A 19250-nucleotide genomic window follows, 5' to 3' on the forward strand; every position below is an offset into this window, starting at 1 on the left:
TGTGGACAAGAAGAACGCTCTGCGCGCCGGCTCGCTCGCGGCCGGTACGACGCTGATGATGCTGCTCATGTCGTCCCCCGCGCTCGCGCTCACCCGCGACGACGGCGACGACCCGGCCCCCAAGCTGAGTGTCATCGAGACCCTCGGCCTGTACGTGGCGGCTCCGCTGGGTCTGTTCCTGGTGATCGCCGGTCTGGTGATGGTGCTCGACAAGTCCAAGAAGAAGGCGTAACCGCCTCACAGGTCTCCGTCGAGGGCGCCGCACGGTACGAGGTACCGCGCGGCGCCCTCGCATGCGTCGAGGCGCTTCACACGGTCGTCGCGAGCAGCTTGCGCAGCAGCCCCGCCAGCTGCTCCGTCTCCTCCGGGGTGAGCGCGGACTCCAGGGCCGCCCGCTGCTCCCCGAGGCCGGCGCCGACGGCCTGGTCCACCAGTTCCTTGCCGCGCTCGCTGAGGGTGACCCGCAGCCCGCGCCGGTCGTTCGGGTCGGGGCTGCGGGTGAGCAGCCCGGCCTTCTCCAGCTTGTCCAGACGGCCCGTCATGCCACCGGTGGTGATCATCAGGGTGGCGGTCAGCTCGCGCGGCGAGAGCGTGTACGGCTCCCCTGACCTGCGCAGCGTCGCGAGCACGTCGAACTCCCCGAGCGCCATGCCGTAGGGCGCGTACGCCTTGTCCACCTTGCCGCGCATGGCGTTGGACAGGCGGTAGATCCGTCCGAAGACCGCCATGGGGACGGTGTCCAGGTCGGGGCGGACGGCCGCCCACTGGTCGGTGATGGCGTCGACGGCGTCGTGGCCGGGGGTCTGCGTCTTCATGTCCTCAGTGTTCCCTTCTCCGCTCCCCGATCGCAAGAAAGTCACTTACGAGAGAGTCACTTACGCGAAAGCCTCTTGCGAGAAAGTAGCTTAGTGGTAAGTTAATCACCACGAAGCCAGTCCGGCGCTCACCGGCCCGGCACTCCACAGCAGGGGGAACCGTCATGTCCCGCAAGGCCGCAACCGTCGCACTCACCGCGATCGCCCCGATCTCCTGGGGCTCCACCTACTACGTCACCACCGAGTTCCTGCCGCCCGACCGGCCGCTGCTCACCGGCCTCCTGCGCGCCCTGCCCGCCGGCCTCGCGCTCCTCGCCCTCACCCGCAAGCTCCCGCAGGGCGCCTGGTGGTGGAAGTCCGCGGTCCTCGGGGCCCTCAACATCGGCGCCTTCTTCCCGCTGCTCTTCCTCGCCGCCTACCGGCTGCCCGGCGGAGTCGCCGCGGTCGTCGGCTCCGTCGGCCCGCTCTTCGTCGTCGGCCTCGCGGCCCTCTTCCTCGGCGAGAAGCCCACGGTGAAGTCCCTGCTCACCGCCGTCACCGCCGCCTTCGGCGTCAGCCTCGTGGTCCTCAAGGCCGGAGCCGCCTTCGACCTGGTCGGCGTGGGCGCCGGACTGCTCTCCTCGCTCTCGATGTCCGCCGGCATCGTCTTCACCAAGCGCTGGGGCCGCCCCGAGGGCGTCGGCGCCCTCGCGCTCACCGGCTGGCAGCTCACCGCGGGCGGCCTGGTCATCCTGCCCATCGCCTTCCTGATCGAGGGCGCCCCGCCGGCCCTGACCGGCACCAACCTGGCCGGCTACGCCTACCTCGCCTTCGGCAACACCGCGATCTCGTACTTCCTCTGGTTCCGCGGCATCGAGCGGCTCAGCGCCTCCTCGGCCACCCTGCTCGGCCCGCTCTCCCCGATCACCGCGGCCGTCATCGGCTGGGCGGCACTCGGCCAGGCCCTCGGCCCGGTGCAGGTCCTCGGCATGCTGATCGCCTTCGGCGCCACCCTGGCCGGCCAGCTGGGCCCCCGTACCCCCGCCAAGCCCTCCGAGGTCGAATCGTTCAGCCCTGCTGAAAAGAACGGTCAGGAAGTTTCGATGGACCTGGAGGTTTCGGCGGTGCGACGGTAAGGGGCATGAGCCTGGACACCGCACGCAACCCGACCGACACCGCCACCGACAGCACCGCCACCGCAGTCACCGAGAGGCCGGCACCCGCCAAGGGCGCCGGCCTCGGCGTGCTCCTCGCCCTCCTCGCCACCGTCGTCTGGTCCGGCAGCTTCGTCGTCGCCCGCGCCCTCCACGACACCGTCCCCCCGGTCCAGGCCGCCTTCTGGCGCTGGATCGTCGCCCTCGTCGCCGTCGCCCCGCTCGCCGCCCGCGAGACCTGGCGGCAACGGCACCTGATCCGCCGCCACCTCCGCTTCCTCGCCCTCGCCTCGCTGCTCGGCATCACCGTCTACAACACCCTGGTCAACCAGGCCGGGACCGCCACCTCCGCCGGCAACATGGGCATGATCATGGCCGCCTCCCCGGTCCTCATGGCCCTCTTCGCCCGCCTCGGCGGCAACCGCCTCGGCCCGCGCCGCACCACCGGCATGCTCATCGCCTGCGCCGGCGTCCTGCTCCTCGTCAGCAAGGGCTCGCTCGCCCCCGACTTCGCCACCGGCGACCTCTGGGTCATGGCCGCGGCCGTCTGCTTCGCCTCCTACAGCGCCCTCCTCAAGCGCCGCCCCGCCGAACTCGGCGGCCTCGCCTTCCTCTTCACCACCTTCGCGCTCGGCGCGCTCATGCTCCTCCCGGCGTACGGGATCAGCCTCGCCGTCCAGGGCGGCTTCGAGCCCACCACCGGCACCGTCGGACCCCTCGTCTACGTCGGCGTGCTCTCCTCCGCCGTCGCCTTCTTCGCCTGGAACAAGGCCGTCACCCTGATCGGCGCCGCCCGCGCCGGGATCGTCTACTACCTCCAGCCCGTCTGCGTCGCCCTCCTCTCGTACGCCCTCCTCGGCGAGCAGCTCGGCCTCCTCGGCGGCGCCAGCATGGCCCTCATCCTCGGCGGGGTCGCCATGAGTTCCGCCCGCTAGCCAGGCGAGGTCCGGTGGGGCGAGGCCCGATATGTTGCGCCCCATGACCGAGTGGGACATCAAGAAGCTCCAGATCCTCCGCACCCTCCGCGACCGCGGCACCGTCACCGCGACCGCGGAGGCGCTGCTCATGACCCCCTCGGCCGTCTCCCAGCAGCTCACCAACCTCGCCAAACAGCTCGGGGTGCGGCTCCTGGAGGCCCAGGGCCGCCGGGTCCGCCTCACCGACGCCGCCCATCTGGTGCTGCGCCACGCCGAGCTCGTCTTCGCCCAGCTGGAGCGCGCCGACGCCGAACTCGACGGCTACCTGCGGGGCGAGGCCGGCCAGGTGCGGGTCGCGGCCTTCTCGACGTCCGTGCCCGCGCTCCTCGTCCCCGCCGTGCGCCAGCTCCGCACCGCCCACCCCGGGCTCGACGTCCGCATCCGGGAGGCCGAGGCGGCGGAGGCGTACGAGCTGCTCACCGCCGGCGAGGTCGACCTCGCGCTCTCGCTCGCCGCGCACGCGCCGTCCGCGCGCGACCCCAAGTACAGCCGGCTGCCGCTGCTCGCCGACCCCCTCGACGTCGCCCTGCCCGCCGGGCACCCGCTCGCCGACGCGCCCGGCCTGCGGCTCGCCGACCTCGCCGCCGAGCCGTGGATCTTCGGCGGCTCGGGACCCTGGTCCGAGATCACCACCGCCGCCTGCGAGGCCGCCGGCTTCGTGCCCGAGCAGGCCCACAGCGCCTCCGGCTGGACCGCGATCCTCGCCATGGTCGAGGCAGGCCTCGGGATCGCGCTTGTGCCCCGGATGGCCTCCGCGGACCGCCGGGGCGGGACCGGGGTCGTCATGCGGGTCCTCTCCGCCGACCAGCCGCGCCGCCATGTCGTCGCGGCGGTACGCAGCGGGGCGGAGGAGGGCCCGGCGGTGGCGCGGGTCCTCGCCGCGCTCCGCCAGGCGGCGGCGGCCCGCGAGACCGTTCAGCAGAACTGAACGGCATCGTCGAAAACATTCGATGGACCGGGGTGCCGGAGCAGGGAGAAGCTCGTCCCATGAGCAGCCCCGACGCGCACCAGGACCCGCACGCCAACGACGCCGCCCCCTACTCCGGCGGGGACCCGTACGCCGACTACCGCGCCGGTGACTTCCCCTTCACCGAGCTCGTCGACCTCGCCGACCGCCGCCTCGGCGCCGGCGTCGTGGCCGCCAACGACGAGTTCTTCGCCGAGCGGGAGAACCTCCTCGTCCGCGAGCGCGCCGTCTTCGACCCGGAGCACTTCGGTCACAAGGGCAAGATCATGGACGGCTGGGAGACCCGCCGCCGCCGCGGCGCCGACGCCGAGAACGTCTTCCCCGCCCCCGAGGACCACGACTGGGCGATCGTCCGCCTCGGCGCCCCCGGCGTGATCCGCGGCATCGTCGTCGACACCGCCCACTTCCGCGGCAACTACCCGCAGAAGGTCAGCATCCAGGCCACCGCCGTCGAGGGTTCGCCCAGCCCCGCCGAGCTGCTCGACGCGAAGTGGGAGGAGCTCGTCCCGCCGACGCCCGTCCGCGGCCACGCCGCCAACGGCTTCGAGATCACCGCCGAGCGCCGCTTCACCCACGTCCGGCTCTGCCAGCACCCCGACGGCGGCGTCGCCCGGCTCCGCGTCCACGGCGAGGTCGTGCCCGACCCCGAGTGGCTGGAGCTCCTCGGCACCCTCGACCTGATCGCCGTGCTCAACGGCGGCTCGTACGAGGACGCCTCGGACAAGTTCTACTCCTCGCCGACGCAGATCATCCTGCCCGGCACCTCCCGCAAGATGGACGACGGCTGGGAGAACCGCCGCCGCCGGGTCCGCGACACCAACGACTGGGTGCGCTTCCGGCTCGTCGCCCAGGGCGTCGTCCGCGCCGTCGAGATCGACACCGCCTACCTCAAGGGCAACTCCGCCGGCTGGATCGCGCTCCAGGGGCGCAACGGCGAGAGCGGCGAGTGGTTCGAGATCATCCCGCGCACCCGCCTCCAGCCCGACACCCTGCACCGCTTCAAGCTGCCCGCGCAGGCCGTCGTCACCCACGTCCGGCTCGACGCCTTCCCCGACGGCGGCGTCGCCCGCATGCGGCTCCACGGCGCGCTGACGGAGCAGGGCGCGGCCGACCTCCGCGCCCGGTACGCGGCGCTCGGCGGATAGGGGAAACGCTTCCGCCCGGCGGCGCGGCCGCGCGCCGACGCCCGCCCGCCGGGCGGACTCCAAGCACCGCCTTTGGGCGGGCTCCGAGCACCGCCTCCGGGCGGACTCCGAGCACGGCGAAGGGGCGCCTCCGTGGGGGAGGGCGCCCCTTCTCCGTTCAACCGGTTACCAGCCGGGGCACTACTTGGCGGCGGCCGCGTCCGCCGCCTGCGCCTTCAGGGCGCGCTCGACGCCCGCGCGGGACTCCGTCACCAGACGCCGCAGCGCCGGGACCGGGTCGTGCTCGGCGATCCACGCGTCCGTCGCGTCCAGCGTCTCCTGCGAGACCTGGAGCGTCGGGTAGAGACCGACCACGATCTGCTGGATCATCTCGTGGCTGCGGGTCTCCGAGACCTGCTTGATCGACGCGAAGTACTTCGCGGTGTACGGGGCGAGCAGCTCGCGCTGGTCGGCCTGGACGAAGCCGCCGATCACGGCCTCCTGCACGGCGTTCGCCAGCTTGTCGTCCTCGACGACCGAGGCCCAGGCCTCCGCCTTCGCCGCCTCCGTCGGACGGGCCGCGCGCGCGGTCGCCGCGTGCCGCTCGCCCGCCGCCGTACGGTCGCGCTCCAGCTCGGCGGCGATCTCCGCCTCGTCGAAGCGGCCGGTGGCCGCGAGGCGCTGCACGAACGCCCAGCGCAGCTCGGTGTCGACGGCGAGGCCCTCGACGACCACGGAGCCGTCGAGCAGCCCCGCGAGCACGTCGAGCTCCGCGTCCTCGCGGGCGGTCGCCGCGAAGGCCCGCGCCCACGCCAGCTGGTGGTCGCTGCCGCCCTCGGCGGCGCGCAGCTGCTCCTGGGCGAAGGCGCCCCAGCGCGCGAGGCCCGTCGCGCGCCACTCCGGCGCCGCGTACAGGTCGAGCGCGGCCTTCACCTGGCCCTGGAGGGACTGCACCACGCCGATGTCGGACTCCTTGGCGATGCCCGAGAGCACCAGGTCCAGGTAGTCGCGGGTGGCCAGCTCGCCGTCGCGGGTCATGTCCCAGGCCGAGGCCCAGCACAGGGCGCGCGGCAGGGACTCGGCGAAGTCGCCGAGGTGCGCGGTGACGTTCGCCAGGGACACCGCGTCGAGGCGGACCTTGGCGTACGACAGGTCGTCGTCGTTGAGGAGGACGACCGCCGGGCGGGCCTTGCCGACGAGCTGCGGGACGGCCGTCAGCGCGGCGGCCTCGATGTCCAGCTCCAGGCGGTCGGTGCGGACCAGCTTGCCGGCCCCGTCGAGGTCGTAGAAGCCGATCGCGATGCGGTGCGGGCGCAGCACGGCCTCGCCCTTGGCGCCGGCGGGCAGCGCCGGGGCCTCCTGGCGGACGGCGAAGGCGGTGATGGAGCCGTTCTCGTCGGTCTCGATCTCCGGGCGGAGGATGTTGATGCCGGCCGTCTCCAGCCACGCCTTCGACCAGGTCTTCAGGTCACGCCCGGAGGTCTCCTCCAGCGCGCCGAGGAGGTCGGACAGGCGGGTGTTCCCGAAGGCGTGCGCCTGGAAGTAGGCCTGGACGCCCTTGAAGAACTCGTCCTCGCCGACGTACGCCACGAGCTGCTTCAGGACCGAGGCGCCCTTGGCGTACGTGATGCCGTCGAAGTTGACGAGCACGTCCTCCAGGTCGTTGATGTCGGCCATGATCGGGTGCGTCGACGGCAGCTGGTCCTGGCGGTAGGCCCAGGTCTTCTCCGCGTTCGCGAAGGTGGTCCAGGCGTTCGGCCAGCGGGTGCCCGGCACCGAGGCCTGGCAGGCGACCGAGGTGAAGGTGGCGAACGACTCGTTCAGCCACAGGTCGTTCCACCACTCCATGGTGACGAGGTCGCCGAACCACATGTGGGCGAGCTCGTGCAGGATGGTCTCGGCGCGCCGCTCGTACGCCGCGTCCGTCACCTTCGAGCGGAAGACGTACTGGTCGCGGATGGTGACCGCGCCCGCGTTCTCCATCGCGCCCGCGTTGAACTCCGGCACGAACAGCTGGTCGTACTTGGCGAACGGGTAGTCGTACGCGAACTTCTCCTGGAACCAGTCGAAGCCCTGGCGGGTCACGTCGAAGATGTGGTCCGCGTCGAGGAACTCGGCGAGCGACGGACGGCAGTAGATGCCCAGCGGGACGACCTGCCCGTCCTTCTCGTACGTCGAGTGCACCGAGTGGTACGGGCCGACGATGAGGGCCGTGATGTACGTCGAGATGCGCGGGGTCGGCTCGAAGACCCACACGTCGTTCTCGGGCTTCGGCGTCGGCGAGTTCGAGATCACCGACCAGCCGCTCGGCGCCTTCACCGTGAACTGGAAGGTCGCCTTGAGGTCGGGCTGCTCGAAGGAGGCGAACACGCGGCGCGCGTCCGGCACCTCGAACTGGGTGTAGAGGTAGGCCTGGTCGTCTACCGGGTCGACGAAGCGGTGCAGGCCCTCACCGGTGTTGGTGTACGCGCAGTCGGCGACGACCTTCAGCTCGTTGCGGCCCAGAGCGAGGCCGTCGAGCGCGATCCGCGAGTCGCGGAAGGCGGCGGCGACGTCGAGCGCGCGGCCGTTGAGCACGACCTCGTGGACGGCGGGGGCGACGAGGTCGATGAAGGTCTCGGCGCCGTCCTCGGCGGAATCGAAGCGGACGGTGGTGACGGACCGGTAGGTGCCGCCCTCCTGCGCACCGGTGAGGTCGAGTTCGACCTCGTACGCGTCCACGGTCAGCAGCGCCGCCCGCTGCTGGGCCTCTTCACGGGTCAGGTTTGTGCCAGGCACCCGGTCAACTCCTCGGTTTCGTGACGTTTGGGCCATCCTTCCACGGCCCGGCTCAGCGGCGCACGGAACATTTCCACGGCCCGTCACCGCTGATCCGCAGCAGCCCGGGACCCGGCACCGGGGAGCTCACCCGGACCTCGCCGATCTCGTTGACCAGCAGGTCCTGCTCCTCGTCGTCGTAGAGCGGGTCCACCGGCGGGGTGTGCTGGTGGACGGTGAAGTGGGACTCCCCGTGGTGCGCGAAGTCGAGCACCCCGGCCGGCCCCTCGTAGATCACCAGATCGTGCGCGAGGCCCTCGACGTGGCTGTCGAAACGGCGCGCGTGGGACAGCGGCAGCACCCGCAGCGTCCAGGGCGTGTCGGCCTCCACCCGCAGGGACAGCGGGCGGGCGCGCGGGACGAGCGCGACGGTACGCGCGCGTACGTCGTCCTCGTACGCCGTGAGCAGGAAGTCCTCGGCCCGCCCGTACGCGTCGCAGGACTCGATCGTGGTGGACAGCGAGTGGTACGACTCGATCTCCAGGAGCACCCAGTGCCCCGCCGGAAGACCCGCGTCGCAGTGCACGGTCTCCTTGCCGCGCCCCTGGTACACGCGGGGCCGGAACTCCCCGCCGTACGGATCGGCCACCGGCACGGGCGGGGCGGCGGGCGCCGGGGGCGGGGGCGGCGGGACGTAGCCGGGGCCCGGGATCGGCGGCGGCGGGTACTCCACCACGATGCCGAAGTCCGTCGCGAGCCCGGCGAGCCCCGAGGCGTACCCCTGACCGACCGCCAGGAACCGCCAGCCGCCGTCCTGCCGGTAGAACTCGCCGAAGACGAACGCCGTCTCCGTCGTCGCGTTCCCGATCGGGCAGTACGCCAGGGGGGTGCCGTCCGCGTCCGTGACCAGCACGTCGAGGCCCGGCACCTGCCCGAAGGCGCCCCCGTCGGCCGAGGCGGCGATCACCATGCGCCCCACATCGGGCTCCACGCGCGCGAGGTCCAGCCACAGCCAGTCCGCGGCCGGGCTGCCGGGCGCGCCCGGGGCCGACTTCCCCAGGTGCCGGACGGCCCCCGAGGGGTGCTCGGCGTGGTTGTAGAAGACCAGATCGGCGTCGCCCCGCACCCGCTCCCCGGCCCCGAGGAGCAGCGCGGAGACGTCCACGTCGGGAACCCCGGGCCCGGTGCGCCAGCTGACCGCGACATGAAGGGCCTGCGGGGGCACCGGGACGTCGGCCCCTCTGGATATCTGGGTCATGGGGGAACTCTGGCACGCGCGGACACGCCGGAGGGGCGGCTCCCCGCAAAGGGAAGCCGCCCCTCCGGGGGGTCGTACGGGTCAGCCCTTGAGCTCGGCCGCGACGAGCTCCGCGATCTGCACGGCGTTCAGCGCCGCGCCCTTGCGCAGGTTGTCGTTGGAGAGGAACAGCGCGAGGCCGTTCTCGACGGTCTCGTCCACGCGGATGCGGCCCACGTACGAGGCGTCCTTGCCGGCCGCCTGGAGCGGGGTCGGGATCTCGGAGAGCTCGACGCCCTCGGCGTCCTTGAGCAGCTCGTAGGCGCGCTCGACGCTGATCGGACGCTCGAAGCGGGCGTTGACCTGGAGCGAGTGGCCGGAGAAGACCGGGACGCGCACGCAGGTGCCGGAGACCTTGAGCTCCGGGATCTCCAGGATCTTGCGGGACTCGTTGCGGAGCTTCTGCTCCTCGTCGGTCTCGAAGGTGCCGTCGTCGACGATCGAGCCGGCCAGCGGGACCACGTTGAAGGCGATCGGCCGCTTGTAGACGGCGGGCTCGGGGAACTCGACGGCCTCGCCGTCGAAGGCCAGCTGGTCGGCGTTCTCGGCCACGGCGCACGCCTGCGTGCGCAGCTCGGCGACACCGGCCACGCCCGAGCCGGAGACGGCCTGGTACGTGGTGGCGATCAGCGCGGTGAGCCCGGCCTCCTGGTGGAGCGGCTTGAGGACCGGCATGGCGGCCATCGTGGTGCAGTTCGGGTTGGCGATGATGCCCTTGGGGCGGTCCTTGACCGCGTGCGGGTTGACCTCGGAGACGACGAGGGGGACCTCGGGGTCGCGGCGCCAGGCGGAGGAGTTGTCGATCACGACGGCGCCCTGGGAGGCGACCTTCTCGGCGAGGGCCTTGGAGGTGGCGCCACCGGCGGAGAACAGCACGATGTCGAGGCCGGTGTAGTCGGCGGTGGAGGCGTCCTCGATGGTCACGCCGTCGACGACCTTGCCGGCGGAGCGGGCGGACGCGAAGAGCCGCAGCTCGTCGACCGGGAAGTTCCGCTCGGCGAGGATCTTCCGCATGACTGTGCCGACCTGACCGGTGGCTCCGACGATTCCGACCTTCACGGGGACTCCTCCGTACGCGTGTGCAGGGTGCTGCCGGTCCATGATGCGTATGTCCCCGCCCGCCTTGTCCAATCCATTGTCCAAGGGGCGGACGAGTCGCGGACGGCGATCTTCCGGACTTCCGGACGCGAAAGGGGCGGGCACCGGTTCCGGCGCCCGCCCCTCACTGCCTGCGGTTACGGGGTGACCGCGCCGATCAGGACGCTGCCGGTGCCCGCGACGGTGCCGCGCGCGTTGAGCAGCTGGACCTCGCCGAAGAACTGGCGTCCCTCGGGGGCCGCGCCGGCGACCAGGACCTCGGCCGAGACCGGGGCGGTGGCGCCGTTGGCCAGGGTGACCGGCTTCGACTCGTCGACCTTCACGGTGCCGAGCGCGGACGAGTAGTACACGTCCTTGTAGTCGTACGTGGTGCCGCCCGCGGCCTGGACCGAGTAGCCGTCGATGACGACGGTGTACGTGCCCGCGGCCGGCTTCACCAGGGAGACGGACTCCTCCGAGTCGCCGTCCGCCGACTGGCCCACGGTCTCGCCGTTCAGCGTGACCGTGAGGTCGAGGTCGGCGGCCTTGTCGGAGGTGTTGCCGATGGCGATGTCGAGCCGCTCGACGCCCTCACCGATGGTGATGGTCTTCGTCTGCTTCTCGTGGTGCTGGATGGTCGGCGTCTCGGTCTTCTGCGAGCCGAGGGAGCCGCCCTTGAGGGTGCCCGTGATGCCCGCGAAGCGGTTGGTGACCTGCCATTGGACGGCGGCCGGGGTGCCGATCTTCGCCTCCGCGACCGTCTGCACGGCCGGGTCGAAGTCGGCGCCGAGGGCGGTGACGTTCAGCGTGTACGGGTTGTCCAGGTCCGGCGACGTGCGGCGGGACTCGACCTCGACCTCCCAGACGCCGGGCGTCGGGTTGGCGTAGGACCGCAGGTCCGGGCGGCAGGTGTTGGCCGGGTTGTAGTGCGGGTAGCACTGCGTGGAGGCGGTGTCCTCGAGGGCGACGCCGTACGGGTGGATGGAGATGAACCGGGTCTGGCTGTTCTCCTTCAGCCCGCCGAGCGCGACCTCAAGGTTCTTGGTGCCCTGGGGCACGGTGACGAAGTACGACTTGGTGCTGTTGCGCTGCACCGAGCCGGTGGCGGTGAAGCCGTAGCCCGGGGCGACCAGGTCGTTCGCGACGACGGTGGTGGCGAGGATCTGCTTGTCGACGCCCTCGGTGAACAGGTCGTCGGCCTCCAGGATGACGCTGTGCGCGCCCGCGGTGGTCGGGCGGGCCTGGAGCTTCACGGTGACCGGCTTGTTCAGCGGCAGCGCGACGAAGTCCTCGCCGAGGATGCGGAAGGTGCCGTCGTTGTACTTCAGGCTCAGCTCGTGCCAGACCGGCCGGTCCGGGCCGTTCGTGCGCGTGATGGTGACGTCGTAGACCTTCTTCTGGCCGACCTTGAGGCCGCCCTCGCGGTCGTACACGCCGGTGCCGGTGTGCGGGGCCGGGAAGATCACGGTGTCGACCGGGGCCTCGACCTTGTAGTCGTGGGCGGTGGCGCCGAACAGGATCGAGTCCCAGGCGTCGACGATGTCGATGAGGCCGGAGCCCTGCTCGTGCGCGGCGACACCGGGGATGCGCGTCGCGGTGGAGGTCAGCGCGGTGCGCAGGGTGAGCGGGGACAGCTTCATGTGCCGCTGCTTCGCGGCCGAGATCAGCAGCGCGCTCGCGCCCGTCGCCTGCGGCGAGGACATCGAGGTGCCGTTGAGCATGCCGTAGCCGGCGGGCAGGGTGTAGCCCGCCTCGGCGACGCCGGCGCCCGGCAGCCAGGTCGGGATGGTGTTCACGGCCGAGCCGGGGGCGGTGATGGTCGGGGTGAAACCGCCGTCCTCACGCGGGCCGCGCGAGGAGAAGTTGAACATGGCGTACTTCTTCTCGACCGCCGAGCCGTAGTTGGCGGCCCAGGTCGACTGGGAGATGGCCGCGCCGACCGAGATGACCTTGTCGGCCAGGCCGGGGTCGCCGATCGTGTTGATGCCGGGGCCCTCGTTGCCGGCCGAGATGACCAGCTGGACGCCGTAGGTGTCGATGAGCCGCGTGTAGAGGCGCGAGCGGACGTTGTCGCCGTCGTTCTGCGCGGGCAGGCCGCCGATCGACATGTTGACGATGTCGACGCCGCGGTTGACGACGAGGTCCGTCATGCCCTCGGTGAGGGCGGTGTTGGTGCAGCCGCCGGACCAGGTGCACGCGCGCGAGGAGACGATCTTCGCGCCGGGGGCGGCGCCGCTCATCTTGCCGCCGAAGAGGCCGTTGGCGGCGGTGATGCCGGCGACGTGCGTGCCGTGCTCGGACTCGACGAGGCCGATGTTGACGAAGTCGGCCTTCTTGCCGACGTAGTCGTCGCCCCACGGGTCGAGCGCGACGTCCTTGCGGATCTCGACGACGAACGGGGTGCGCTCGACGACCTCGGTGGCCGGGTTGTCGGTACCGAAGTAGCCGATCTGGTAGCCGTCCTTGTACGGCTTCATCGGCGCGTCGTCCGTGAAGTCGTTGTTCTGGTTCGTGTCGACACGGACGGTTCCGGCGGCCGGGTCGTACAGCATGCCGAAGATGTCGGTGGTGTCGCCGTCCCGGTTGATGTCGCCCTTGGGGTCGCCGCCGGCGGTGAAGCGCTCCTGGAAGCGACTGAACTGGTACGAGCCCTCCGGGGCCTTCCAGCTCTGCGAGGAGGCGGTGAAGACCGGGCCCGCGACGGGGGTGATCTGGGCGCGCCAGGTGTTGTCGCCCTCGGTCAGCGGGTCGGTGGCGGTGACCCAGTCGACGATCTTGCGCTCGCCGGTGGTGGTCTTCTGCAGGGCCGGGTGGCCGAGGTCGACGCCCGAGTCCAGGATGCCGATGGTCACGCCGCGGCCGTCGGCCTTCGGGTGCTCCTTGACGAAGTCGACCGCGCCCGTCTCGTACGAGGGGTTGTACGGGTTCTTCGCCGGGGTGTCCTTGCCCGGGGCCGGGTAGGTCGTCGTGACGGTGGTGCCGGAGACGGCACCCGTCGTGGCGCCCGCGTCCGGCGTCGGGTCGTCCAGCGCGATCTCCGCCTGGAGGTCGACGGACTGGACGGAGGAGAGCTGGGTGGCGGCCTTGATGGCGGCCGCGGCCTTGGCGGTCGGCAGGGTGGCCCGGACGTAGCCGAGCGCGTCCTGCTGCTTGCCGACCGAGGCGCCGGGAACGGCGTCGAGCTGGGCGGCGACCTGCTCGGTGGCACCGGGGGCGGTGGCGACGAGGACGGTGACGTTCTTCTCGCCGCTCGCCTGGGCCTCGGTGAGCCGCTGGGCGTCGATGGCGCCGAGCTTGTCGGCGGGGTCCGAGGACTTGACCGGGGGAGTGGTGGCCGGGGCCTCGGTGGCGAGCACGGGCGCGGCGCCGGCCGCGACGAGCGCGGCGACGAGTCCGGCCGCGGCCGCGATGCGGGCCGCGCGTCTGGGCCCGTGCGTCGAGCTTCCGGGTATGGAGCTCTGGGTTTCGGGGGTGGTCATCTACATCCCTGCTTGTGAAAGGAGGACGTCCGGATTCCGATACCGGATGACCGCTCAGCCTTTCGCAAGAGACAGGGTTTTGTGGAGAGTTGCCCGAGGCCGGATTGCCGTCGCGGCACAAACCCGCCAGCGCGGCGAACACGCCACGGGGAACGAACTCGCTCCTACCGGGGCGAGTTGCCCTTCCGTGCGGCTCAACTCTCCTTCGTGCGGGCGTAATGGCGGGAGGCCTTGGCGCGGTTGCCGCAGACCGCCATCGAGCACCAGCGGCGGGTGCCGTTCCGCGAGGTGTCGAAGAAGTGGAGGATGCAGGCCTCGTGGGCGCAGGCCCGGATCCGGTCGGGCGCGGTCCGCAGCAGGTCGAGGTAGTCGCGGGCGGCGGTCCAGCCGGGACCCCAGGCCTGATCCGCGAACTCGGCCTCCTCGCCGGGGCCCTCGGCGGTGAGCGTGGCCCGGATGCGGCCGTGACCGAGGACGGCGTCGACGCGCGCGGTGGCGGCGGGGTCGCCGGGGTGGTCGGCGAGCGCGGCGAGCGCGTCCCGGGCGGCGAGGGTGTGCCGCAGGGTGGTCGCGTCGGCGCCGAACCGCTCGGCGAGGCCGTTGGCGGCGAGCCAGACGGCGAGGCCCTCGACGTCCGTGAGCAGGTCCTGGCGGACGCCCTCGTCGTTCCAGCGGGTGTTGAGCAGGTCCAGGGAGACGGGCTCGCCGGTGAGCGGCCGGGGGTCGACGACGGTCATGGGCGGCACCCTCCTCGGTGAACTAACCCTTCAAGATTACGTGACCGGTTGACTCTCTCGATATCTAACCTCTAAAGTCGAAATAAGAGGTTAGCCCAAGGGGGCGGCCACTCCGAGGAGGGAACCCTCATGTCCGCGATCGGCACGCTCGCCACCCACCACGTCGGCCTCAACGTCACCGACCTGGACCGCTCACTCGCCTTCTACGGCGACGTCCTCGGCTTCGAGGTCCTCGGCGAGGGCGCGGAGAAGGACAGCCGCTACGCCTTCCTCGGCCAGGACGGCCGCCTGGTCCTCACCCTCTGGCAGCAGGCCGAGGGCACCTACGACTCCGCCCGGCCCGGCCTCCACCACCTCGCCTTCGAGGCCGAGTCCCTCGAACACGTCCGCGCCGCCGAACTCGCGCTCACCGCCCGCGGCACCTCCTTCGCGTACGAGGGCGTCGTCGCCCACCGCGAGGGCGCGGCCTCCGGCGGCATCTTCTTCCACGACCCGGACGGCACCCGCCTGGAAATCTCCGTCCCGAAGGGCGCGGAGGGCGCAGAAGCCCCGTCGGAAACGGCTCCCACCTGCGGTTTCTTCTAGCCGCCCCGCACCGACCGGAGGTCCTCATGAGCACCGCCTACAACCCCGGCTCCCTGGCCGTCCAGGAACGCGAGGGCGTCCAAGACCTCGCCGCCCACGTGGGCCGCTCCATCACCCACGGCATCCGCCCCATCGCCGCCGCCTTCCTCGAAGCCCAGCCGATGCTGATGATCGGCGCGGCGGACCACGAGGGCCGCGTCTGGTCGAGCCTGCTGACCGGCGCGCCCGGCTTCGTCCGGGCCACCGGCCCGCACACCGTCTCGGTGGCCGCCGCCCTCCCCGAGGGCACGCCGGACGGCGCCCCCGTCGGCACCCTGGCCCTGGACCCCCGCACCCGCCGCCGCATGCGCCTCAACGGCACGGCCACGCGCAGCGGCCGCGGCTTCACGGTCGAGGCCGAGCAGGTCTTCTCCAACTGCCCGAAGTACCTCCAGAAGAGGGAGTGGTACGGCTCCGAGCCCGACCGCGCCGGGGCGGGCACCGCCCGGCACGGCGAGGCGCTGACCTCCGAACAGGCGAGCCGGATCCACGCCGCGGACACCTTCTTCATCGCCACCACCGCGCCCGACGGCGTGGACACGAGCCACCGGGGCGGCAACCCCGGCTTCGTCCGGGTCGACGGACCGCAGGAGCTCAGCTGGCGCGACTACCCGGGCAACGCGATGTTCCTGACCCTGGGCAACCTGGAATCGGACGGCCGCGCGGGCCTGCTCTTCCTGGACTGGGAGACGGGCCTGACCCTCCAACTCAGCGGCCACGCGCACACGGAGTACACCCCCGAGGGCCGCGTCACCCGCTTCCGCGTGGACCGCACGACCGAGACCCCGGCCGCCAGCCCCCTGCGCTGGTCACCCCCGGAGTACTCCCCGTCGAACCCCGTGACCTAGGGCCTGTCCGGCGGGAGGACCGCGTGGGCACGACGCCGAACGCGCCCCCGCGCCGAGGGCCCGCACCCGCACCCCGAGAACCCGAGCCCCTGGAGGCCCCGTGCCCACCGGCACCCTCGCACCCGCCGCGCCCCCCGCCCGCCCCCACCCCCGCGTCGTGCTCGCCTCCACGGCCGCCGCCGGCACCGCTCTCCTCCTCCTGGTGGCCATCGGCACCGCCCTCCACCAACCCCTCCTCATCCCACCCCTCGCCGCCAGCATGGCCCTCGTCGCCGGCGCCCCCGACCTCCCCCTCTCCCAGCCCCGCTCCGTCGTCGGCGGGCAGCTGCTCTCCGCGCTCACCGGCTTCGCGGTGCTCGCCCTGGCCGGGCCGGGCCTGTGGGGTGCCGCCGTCGCGGGCGGACTCGCGCTCGGCGTGATGATGCTCGCCCGGACCCCGCACTCGCCCGCCGCGGCCACGGCCGTCATCGTCGCCCTCCAGGACCCGCCCCTCTGGTCGTTTCTCGGCCTTCTCGCCCTCGCCTCCCTCCTCCTCGTCGCCGTCGGGCTCGGCGCGGGCCGGGTCATGGGGCGGACGTATCCCGCGTACTGGTTCTAACCTCTTTCCATGCAGCAGGAGTTGAGGGTGGCGGCCTACGCCGTGTGTGTCCGGGACGGCGAGATGCTCCTGGCCCGCTGGGTCGCGAAGGACGGCGTGAAGCGGTGGACCCTGCCGGGCGGCGGCATGGACCACGGCGAGGAACCCGTCCACACCGTCGTCCGCGAGGTCGAGGAGGAGACCGGCTATCTGACCGAGCCGACCGCGCTCCTCGGCATCGACTCCATCAGGCGCTCCTGGATCAGCCGGCTCGGGGTCCCGGGCGACTGGCAGGGGCTGCGGATCCTCTACGAGGCCCGGATCACGGGCGGAGCCCTGCGGAACGAGGAGGGCGGCTCCACCGACCTCGCCGCCTGGCACCCGCTCGACTCCGTGCCCTCCCTCGCCCGTGTGGAACTCGTCGACATCGGCCTCCAGCTGTGGCGCGACCGGCCGTCGCTCGGGCGCTCGCACCTCACCCAGCACGACAACCTCTGACCTCCGCCAGAAGGCTGAAAACGGCTCAACCGTCACGTAGGCGATCAACCCCCGCCCGCCCTCCCGCAGTCCCCTCCCCTGACCGCAGTACAACGATCAGGGGAGCCCCGCATGTCAGCCGCCCGCACCGTACGCACCGTCCTCGCCGCCACCCTCGTGGCAGGTCTCGCCGCCACGACGCTCGCCGCGCCCGCCCTCGCGGCGTCGGCTCCCGCGAAGCCGGACCACGCGGCCACCCAGCAGGCCCTCGACGCGGCCGTCGCCGACGGCGTGCCCGGCGCCGTCGCCCAGGCCCGTGACGGACGCGACCAGTGGACCGGCACCGCCGGCGACCGCAAGGGCAACGACCGCTACCGGGTCGGCTCCATCACGAAGAGCTTCACCGCCACCGTCCTCCTCCAGCTCCAGGCGGAGGGCCGCATCGACCTCGACGACCCGGTCGAGAAGTGGCTGCCCGGCGTCGTCCGGGGCAACGGCCACGACGGCCGCGAGATCACCGTCCGCCAGCTGCTCAACCACACCAGCGGCATCTACAGCTACACCTCGGACCCCGGCTTCCAGGAGAAGGTCTTCGGCCCCGGCTTCCTGGAGCACCGCTACGACACCTGGACTCCGCAGCAGCTGGTCTCCGTCGCGATGGCCCACAAGCCGGACTTCGCCCCCGGTGCCGCCTGGAACTACTCCAACACCAACTTCGTCCTCGCCGGCATGGTGATCGAGAAGGTCACCGGCCGTCCGTACGGCCAGGCCGTCGAGAACCGGATCATCAAGCCGCTCAAGCTCCGCGCCACCTCCGTCCCGGGGACCCGCTCGGCCATGCCGCAGCCCAGCAGCCCGGCGTACTCCAAGCTCTCCCGGGACGCGAACGCCCCCGTCCACGACGTCTCCGCCCTCAACCCGAGCATCGCGGGCTCGGCGGGCGAGATGATCTCCGACTCCCGTGACCTGCAGACCTTCTACCGGGCCCTGCTGGGCGGCCGACTCCTCACGAAGGACGGTCTGAAGGAGATGACCACCACGGTCCGGATGTCCGCCGACGACCCGAACGCGGGTTACGGCCTCGGGCTCATGGAGCAGAAGCTCAGCTGCGGGAAGGAGGTCTGGGGCCACGGCGGCGGCATCCACGGCTCCTCCTCCCTGGCCATGACGACCCGCGACGGCCGGCACTCCCTCGCCGGCAACTTCAACGCCGACTGGACGGGCGACACCCAGAAGGTCATCGAGGCCGAGTTCTGCGGAACGGCCGCGAGCAAGGGCTAGTCACCGCGGCAGGACGACGACGTACGCGGCGGGCTTCCGGTCCGACGCGGCCATCAGGGCCGTGCGGACCACGGTGGCCTGCTGGTCCATCGCCTCGCGCAGCTTGCGCGGGGTGAGGTGGACGACCGTGATGCCGAGCCGCTCCAGGTGCTCCCGCTTGCGGGTGTACTCGGTCCACAGCTCGTCGTCGTCCTGCCGCGGCGCCCGGGTGTCCAGCTCCACGGCGACCGCCTGGTCCGGCCAGTAGGCGTCCACCCCGCCCAGGTGCGGGCCGCCCGGCAGCCGCAGGTCCACGTTCCACAGCGGGTCCGGCAGCGCGAACTCCCGCACCATCTCGTACAGCCGCTGCTCGGACCGCGCGCGCCCCTCGGCGAGCAGCGAGTCCACCGCGTCCACCACGTGCGGCCGGGAGAGCAGCCGGGCCCGGCTCAACTCCCGTACGACCACGCCTGGTTCGCAGTGGCCGCCGCGCACGGCCTCGGTGAGCAGCCTGCGGACCGCCTCCGCGTCCGAGAGGCCCGACACCGCGTCGGCGACGGCGCGGGCCACGGGGGCGACGGGGAGGCCCGTGAGCTCCACCGGCTCGGGCGACTCGGGGGCGCGGACCACCCGCACCCAGCCGGTCGAGCGCAGCCGGCGGGTGCGCGGCACGAGGACGTCGATCCGGTCCAGGGCGGTGAGCGGGGGAGCGGAGGAGAAGCGGTGCAGGGTGAGCGCCGCGAGTCCGGTGATCATCGCGTCGGGCCCCTGCGGGGGCACGGCGCCGGTCCTGCGGGCGTAGAGCAGCGCGGCCTTCAGCCGGTCCTCGCTGGTGGGCTGTCCGGGCTGGAGCAGGAAGACGCCGGGCAGCAGCTGCTGCCAGCCGCCGGGCCGGCAGTGCGCGGCGACCTCGGCGGCGGGGATGCCCTGGGCCCTCAACTGGTCGGCGGACGCGAGGCGTTGCGTGCGACCGGTGCGGGAGGAGAGGGGGAGGGGACGGGGGGTGATGGGGGTGTTGTGGTTCATGCCGGGGGTCTTCCGCTTCCGAAGGCTCCCCTAACCCCTGTTACACGCTCGTCGACATTCCGGGACAACCTCGCC

Annotated in this window: 17 protein-coding genes; 10 read left to right on the forward strand and 7 right to left on the reverse strand. The window is 72.2% G+C overall.

The features are described 5' to 3' along the window. The first annotated feature begins 1 nt into the window (after position 1). The gene (locus GGE06_RS01670; protein ID WP_116160977.1) at positions 2-232 is read left to right on the forward strand and encodes a hypothetical protein; all 231 of its coding nucleotides are present in this window, start codon (positions 2-4) and stop codon (positions 230-232) included. A 76-nt stretch (positions 233-308) separates the two neighbouring features. Here GGE06_RS01670 and GGE06_RS01675 read toward each other — a convergent pair whose 3' ends face one another. After that, positions 309-815, reverse strand: coding sequence for a MarR family winged helix-turn-helix transcriptional regulator (locus GGE06_RS01675; RefSeq protein ID WP_184929861.1), 507 nt, complete (start codon positions 813-815; stop codon positions 309-311). Positions 816-979: 164 nt separating this feature from the next. Here GGE06_RS01675 and GGE06_RS01680 point away from each other — a divergent pair, with 164 nt between their 5' ends. The 4 genes from GGE06_RS01680 to alc are packed head-to-tail and all read left to right on the forward strand — an operon-like array spanning position 980 to position 5037. After that, positions 980-1930, forward strand: coding sequence for an EamA family transporter (locus GGE06_RS01680; RefSeq protein ID WP_116160979.1), 951 nt, complete (start codon positions 980-982; stop codon positions 1928-1930). Between the two features lie 5 nt (positions 1931-1935). Next, positions 1936-2883 (forward strand): DMT family transporter, encoded by a 948-nt coding sequence (locus GGE06_RS01685; RefSeq protein ID WP_116160980.1) that lies wholly within the window; start codon positions 1936-1938, stop codon positions 2881-2883. 43 nt (positions 2884-2926) lie between these two features. Continuing rightward, a complete protein-coding gene (locus tag GGE06_RS01690) occupies positions 2927-3853 on the forward strand; it encodes a LysR family transcriptional regulator (protein WP_116160981.1) in 927 nt (308 codons plus the stop codon). Positions 3854-3912: 59 nt separating this feature from the next. Beyond that, positions 3913-5037 (forward strand): allantoicase, encoded by a 1125-nt coding sequence (gene alc, locus GGE06_RS01695; protein ID WP_116160982.1) that lies wholly within the window; start codon positions 3913-3915, stop codon positions 5035-5037. A gap of 180 nt (positions 5038-5217) precedes the next feature. Here the strand turns inward: alc and pepN are convergent, their stop codons facing one another. The 5 genes from pepN to GGE06_RS01720 all read right to left on the reverse strand — a co-directional run bounded on the left by pepN (position 5218) and on the right by GGE06_RS01720 (position 14363). After that, a complete protein-coding gene (gene pepN, locus GGE06_RS01700; protein ID WP_184929862.1) occupies positions 5218-7794 on the reverse strand; it encodes an aminopeptidase N in 2577 nt (858 codons plus the stop codon). Between the two features lie 52 nt (positions 7795-7846). Continuing rightward, the gene (locus GGE06_RS01705) at positions 7847-9031 is read right to left on the reverse strand and encodes a TerD family protein (protein ID WP_181924631.1); all 1185 of its coding nucleotides are present in this window, start codon (positions 9029-9031) and stop codon (positions 7847-7849) included. Positions 9032-9112: 81 nt separating this feature from the next. Further along, positions 9113-10129, reverse strand: coding sequence for an aspartate-semialdehyde dehydrogenase (locus tag GGE06_RS01710; RefSeq protein WP_184929863.1), 1017 nt, complete (start codon positions 10127-10129; stop codon positions 9113-9115). 176 nt (positions 10130-10305) lie between these two features. Then, entirely contained in the window at positions 10306-13626 is a 3321-nt protein-coding gene (locus GGE06_RS01715) for a S8 family serine peptidase (protein ID WP_184929864.1), read from the reverse strand. Positions 13627-13820: 194 nt separating this feature from the next. Next, positions 13821-14363: a CGNR zinc finger domain-containing protein gene (locus GGE06_RS01720; RefSeq protein ID WP_184929865.1), complete on the reverse strand. Its 543-nt coding sequence runs from the start codon at positions 14361-14363 to the stop codon at positions 13821-13823. 129 nt (positions 14364-14492) lie between these two features. On the opposite strand from GGE06_RS01720, the gene GGE06_RS01725 reads away from it, so the two are divergent. The 5 genes from GGE06_RS01725 (at position 14493) to GGE06_RS01745 (ending at position 18170) form a co-directional block, all read left to right on the forward strand. Next, a complete protein-coding gene (locus GGE06_RS01725) occupies positions 14493-14948 on the forward strand; it encodes a VOC family protein (RefSeq protein ID WP_116160988.1) in 456 nt (151 codons plus the stop codon). A gap of 26 nt (positions 14949-14974) precedes the next feature. Beyond that, positions 14975-15835 carry a PNPOx family protein gene (locus GGE06_RS01730; RefSeq protein WP_116160989.1) on the forward strand — a complete coding sequence of 287 codons (861 nt, stop codon included), beginning with the start codon at positions 14975-14977 and terminating at the stop codon, positions 15833-15835. A gap of 100 nt (positions 15836-15935) precedes the next feature. Further along, positions 15936-16433, forward strand: a complete 498-nt coding sequence (locus GGE06_RS01735) for an HPP family protein (RefSeq protein ID WP_116160990.1) — start codon at positions 15936-15938, stop codon at positions 16431-16433. A 9-nt stretch (positions 16434-16442) separates the two neighbouring features. Beyond that, positions 16443-16910, forward strand: a complete 468-nt coding sequence (locus GGE06_RS01740) for an NUDIX hydrolase (RefSeq protein ID WP_184929866.1) — start codon at positions 16443-16445, stop codon at positions 16908-16910. A 111-nt stretch (positions 16911-17021) separates the two neighbouring features. Next, entirely contained in the window at positions 17022-18170 is a 1149-nt protein-coding gene (locus GGE06_RS01745; protein ID WP_116160992.1) for a serine hydrolase domain-containing protein, read from the forward strand. Here the strand turns inward: GGE06_RS01745 and GGE06_RS01750 are convergent, their stop codons facing one another. After that, on the reverse strand, positions 18171-19175 hold the full coding sequence (locus GGE06_RS01750; protein ID WP_116160993.1) for a hypothetical protein: 1005 nt from the start codon (positions 19173-19175) through the stop codon (positions 18171-18173). Positions 19176-19250: the final 75 nt, after the last annotated feature.

Source organism: Streptomyces nymphaeiformis (genome assembly GCF_014203895.1).
In the GTDB taxonomy this organism is placed as follows: domain Bacteria; phylum Actinomycetota; class Actinomycetes; order Streptomycetales; family Streptomycetaceae; genus Streptomyces; species Streptomyces nymphaeiformis.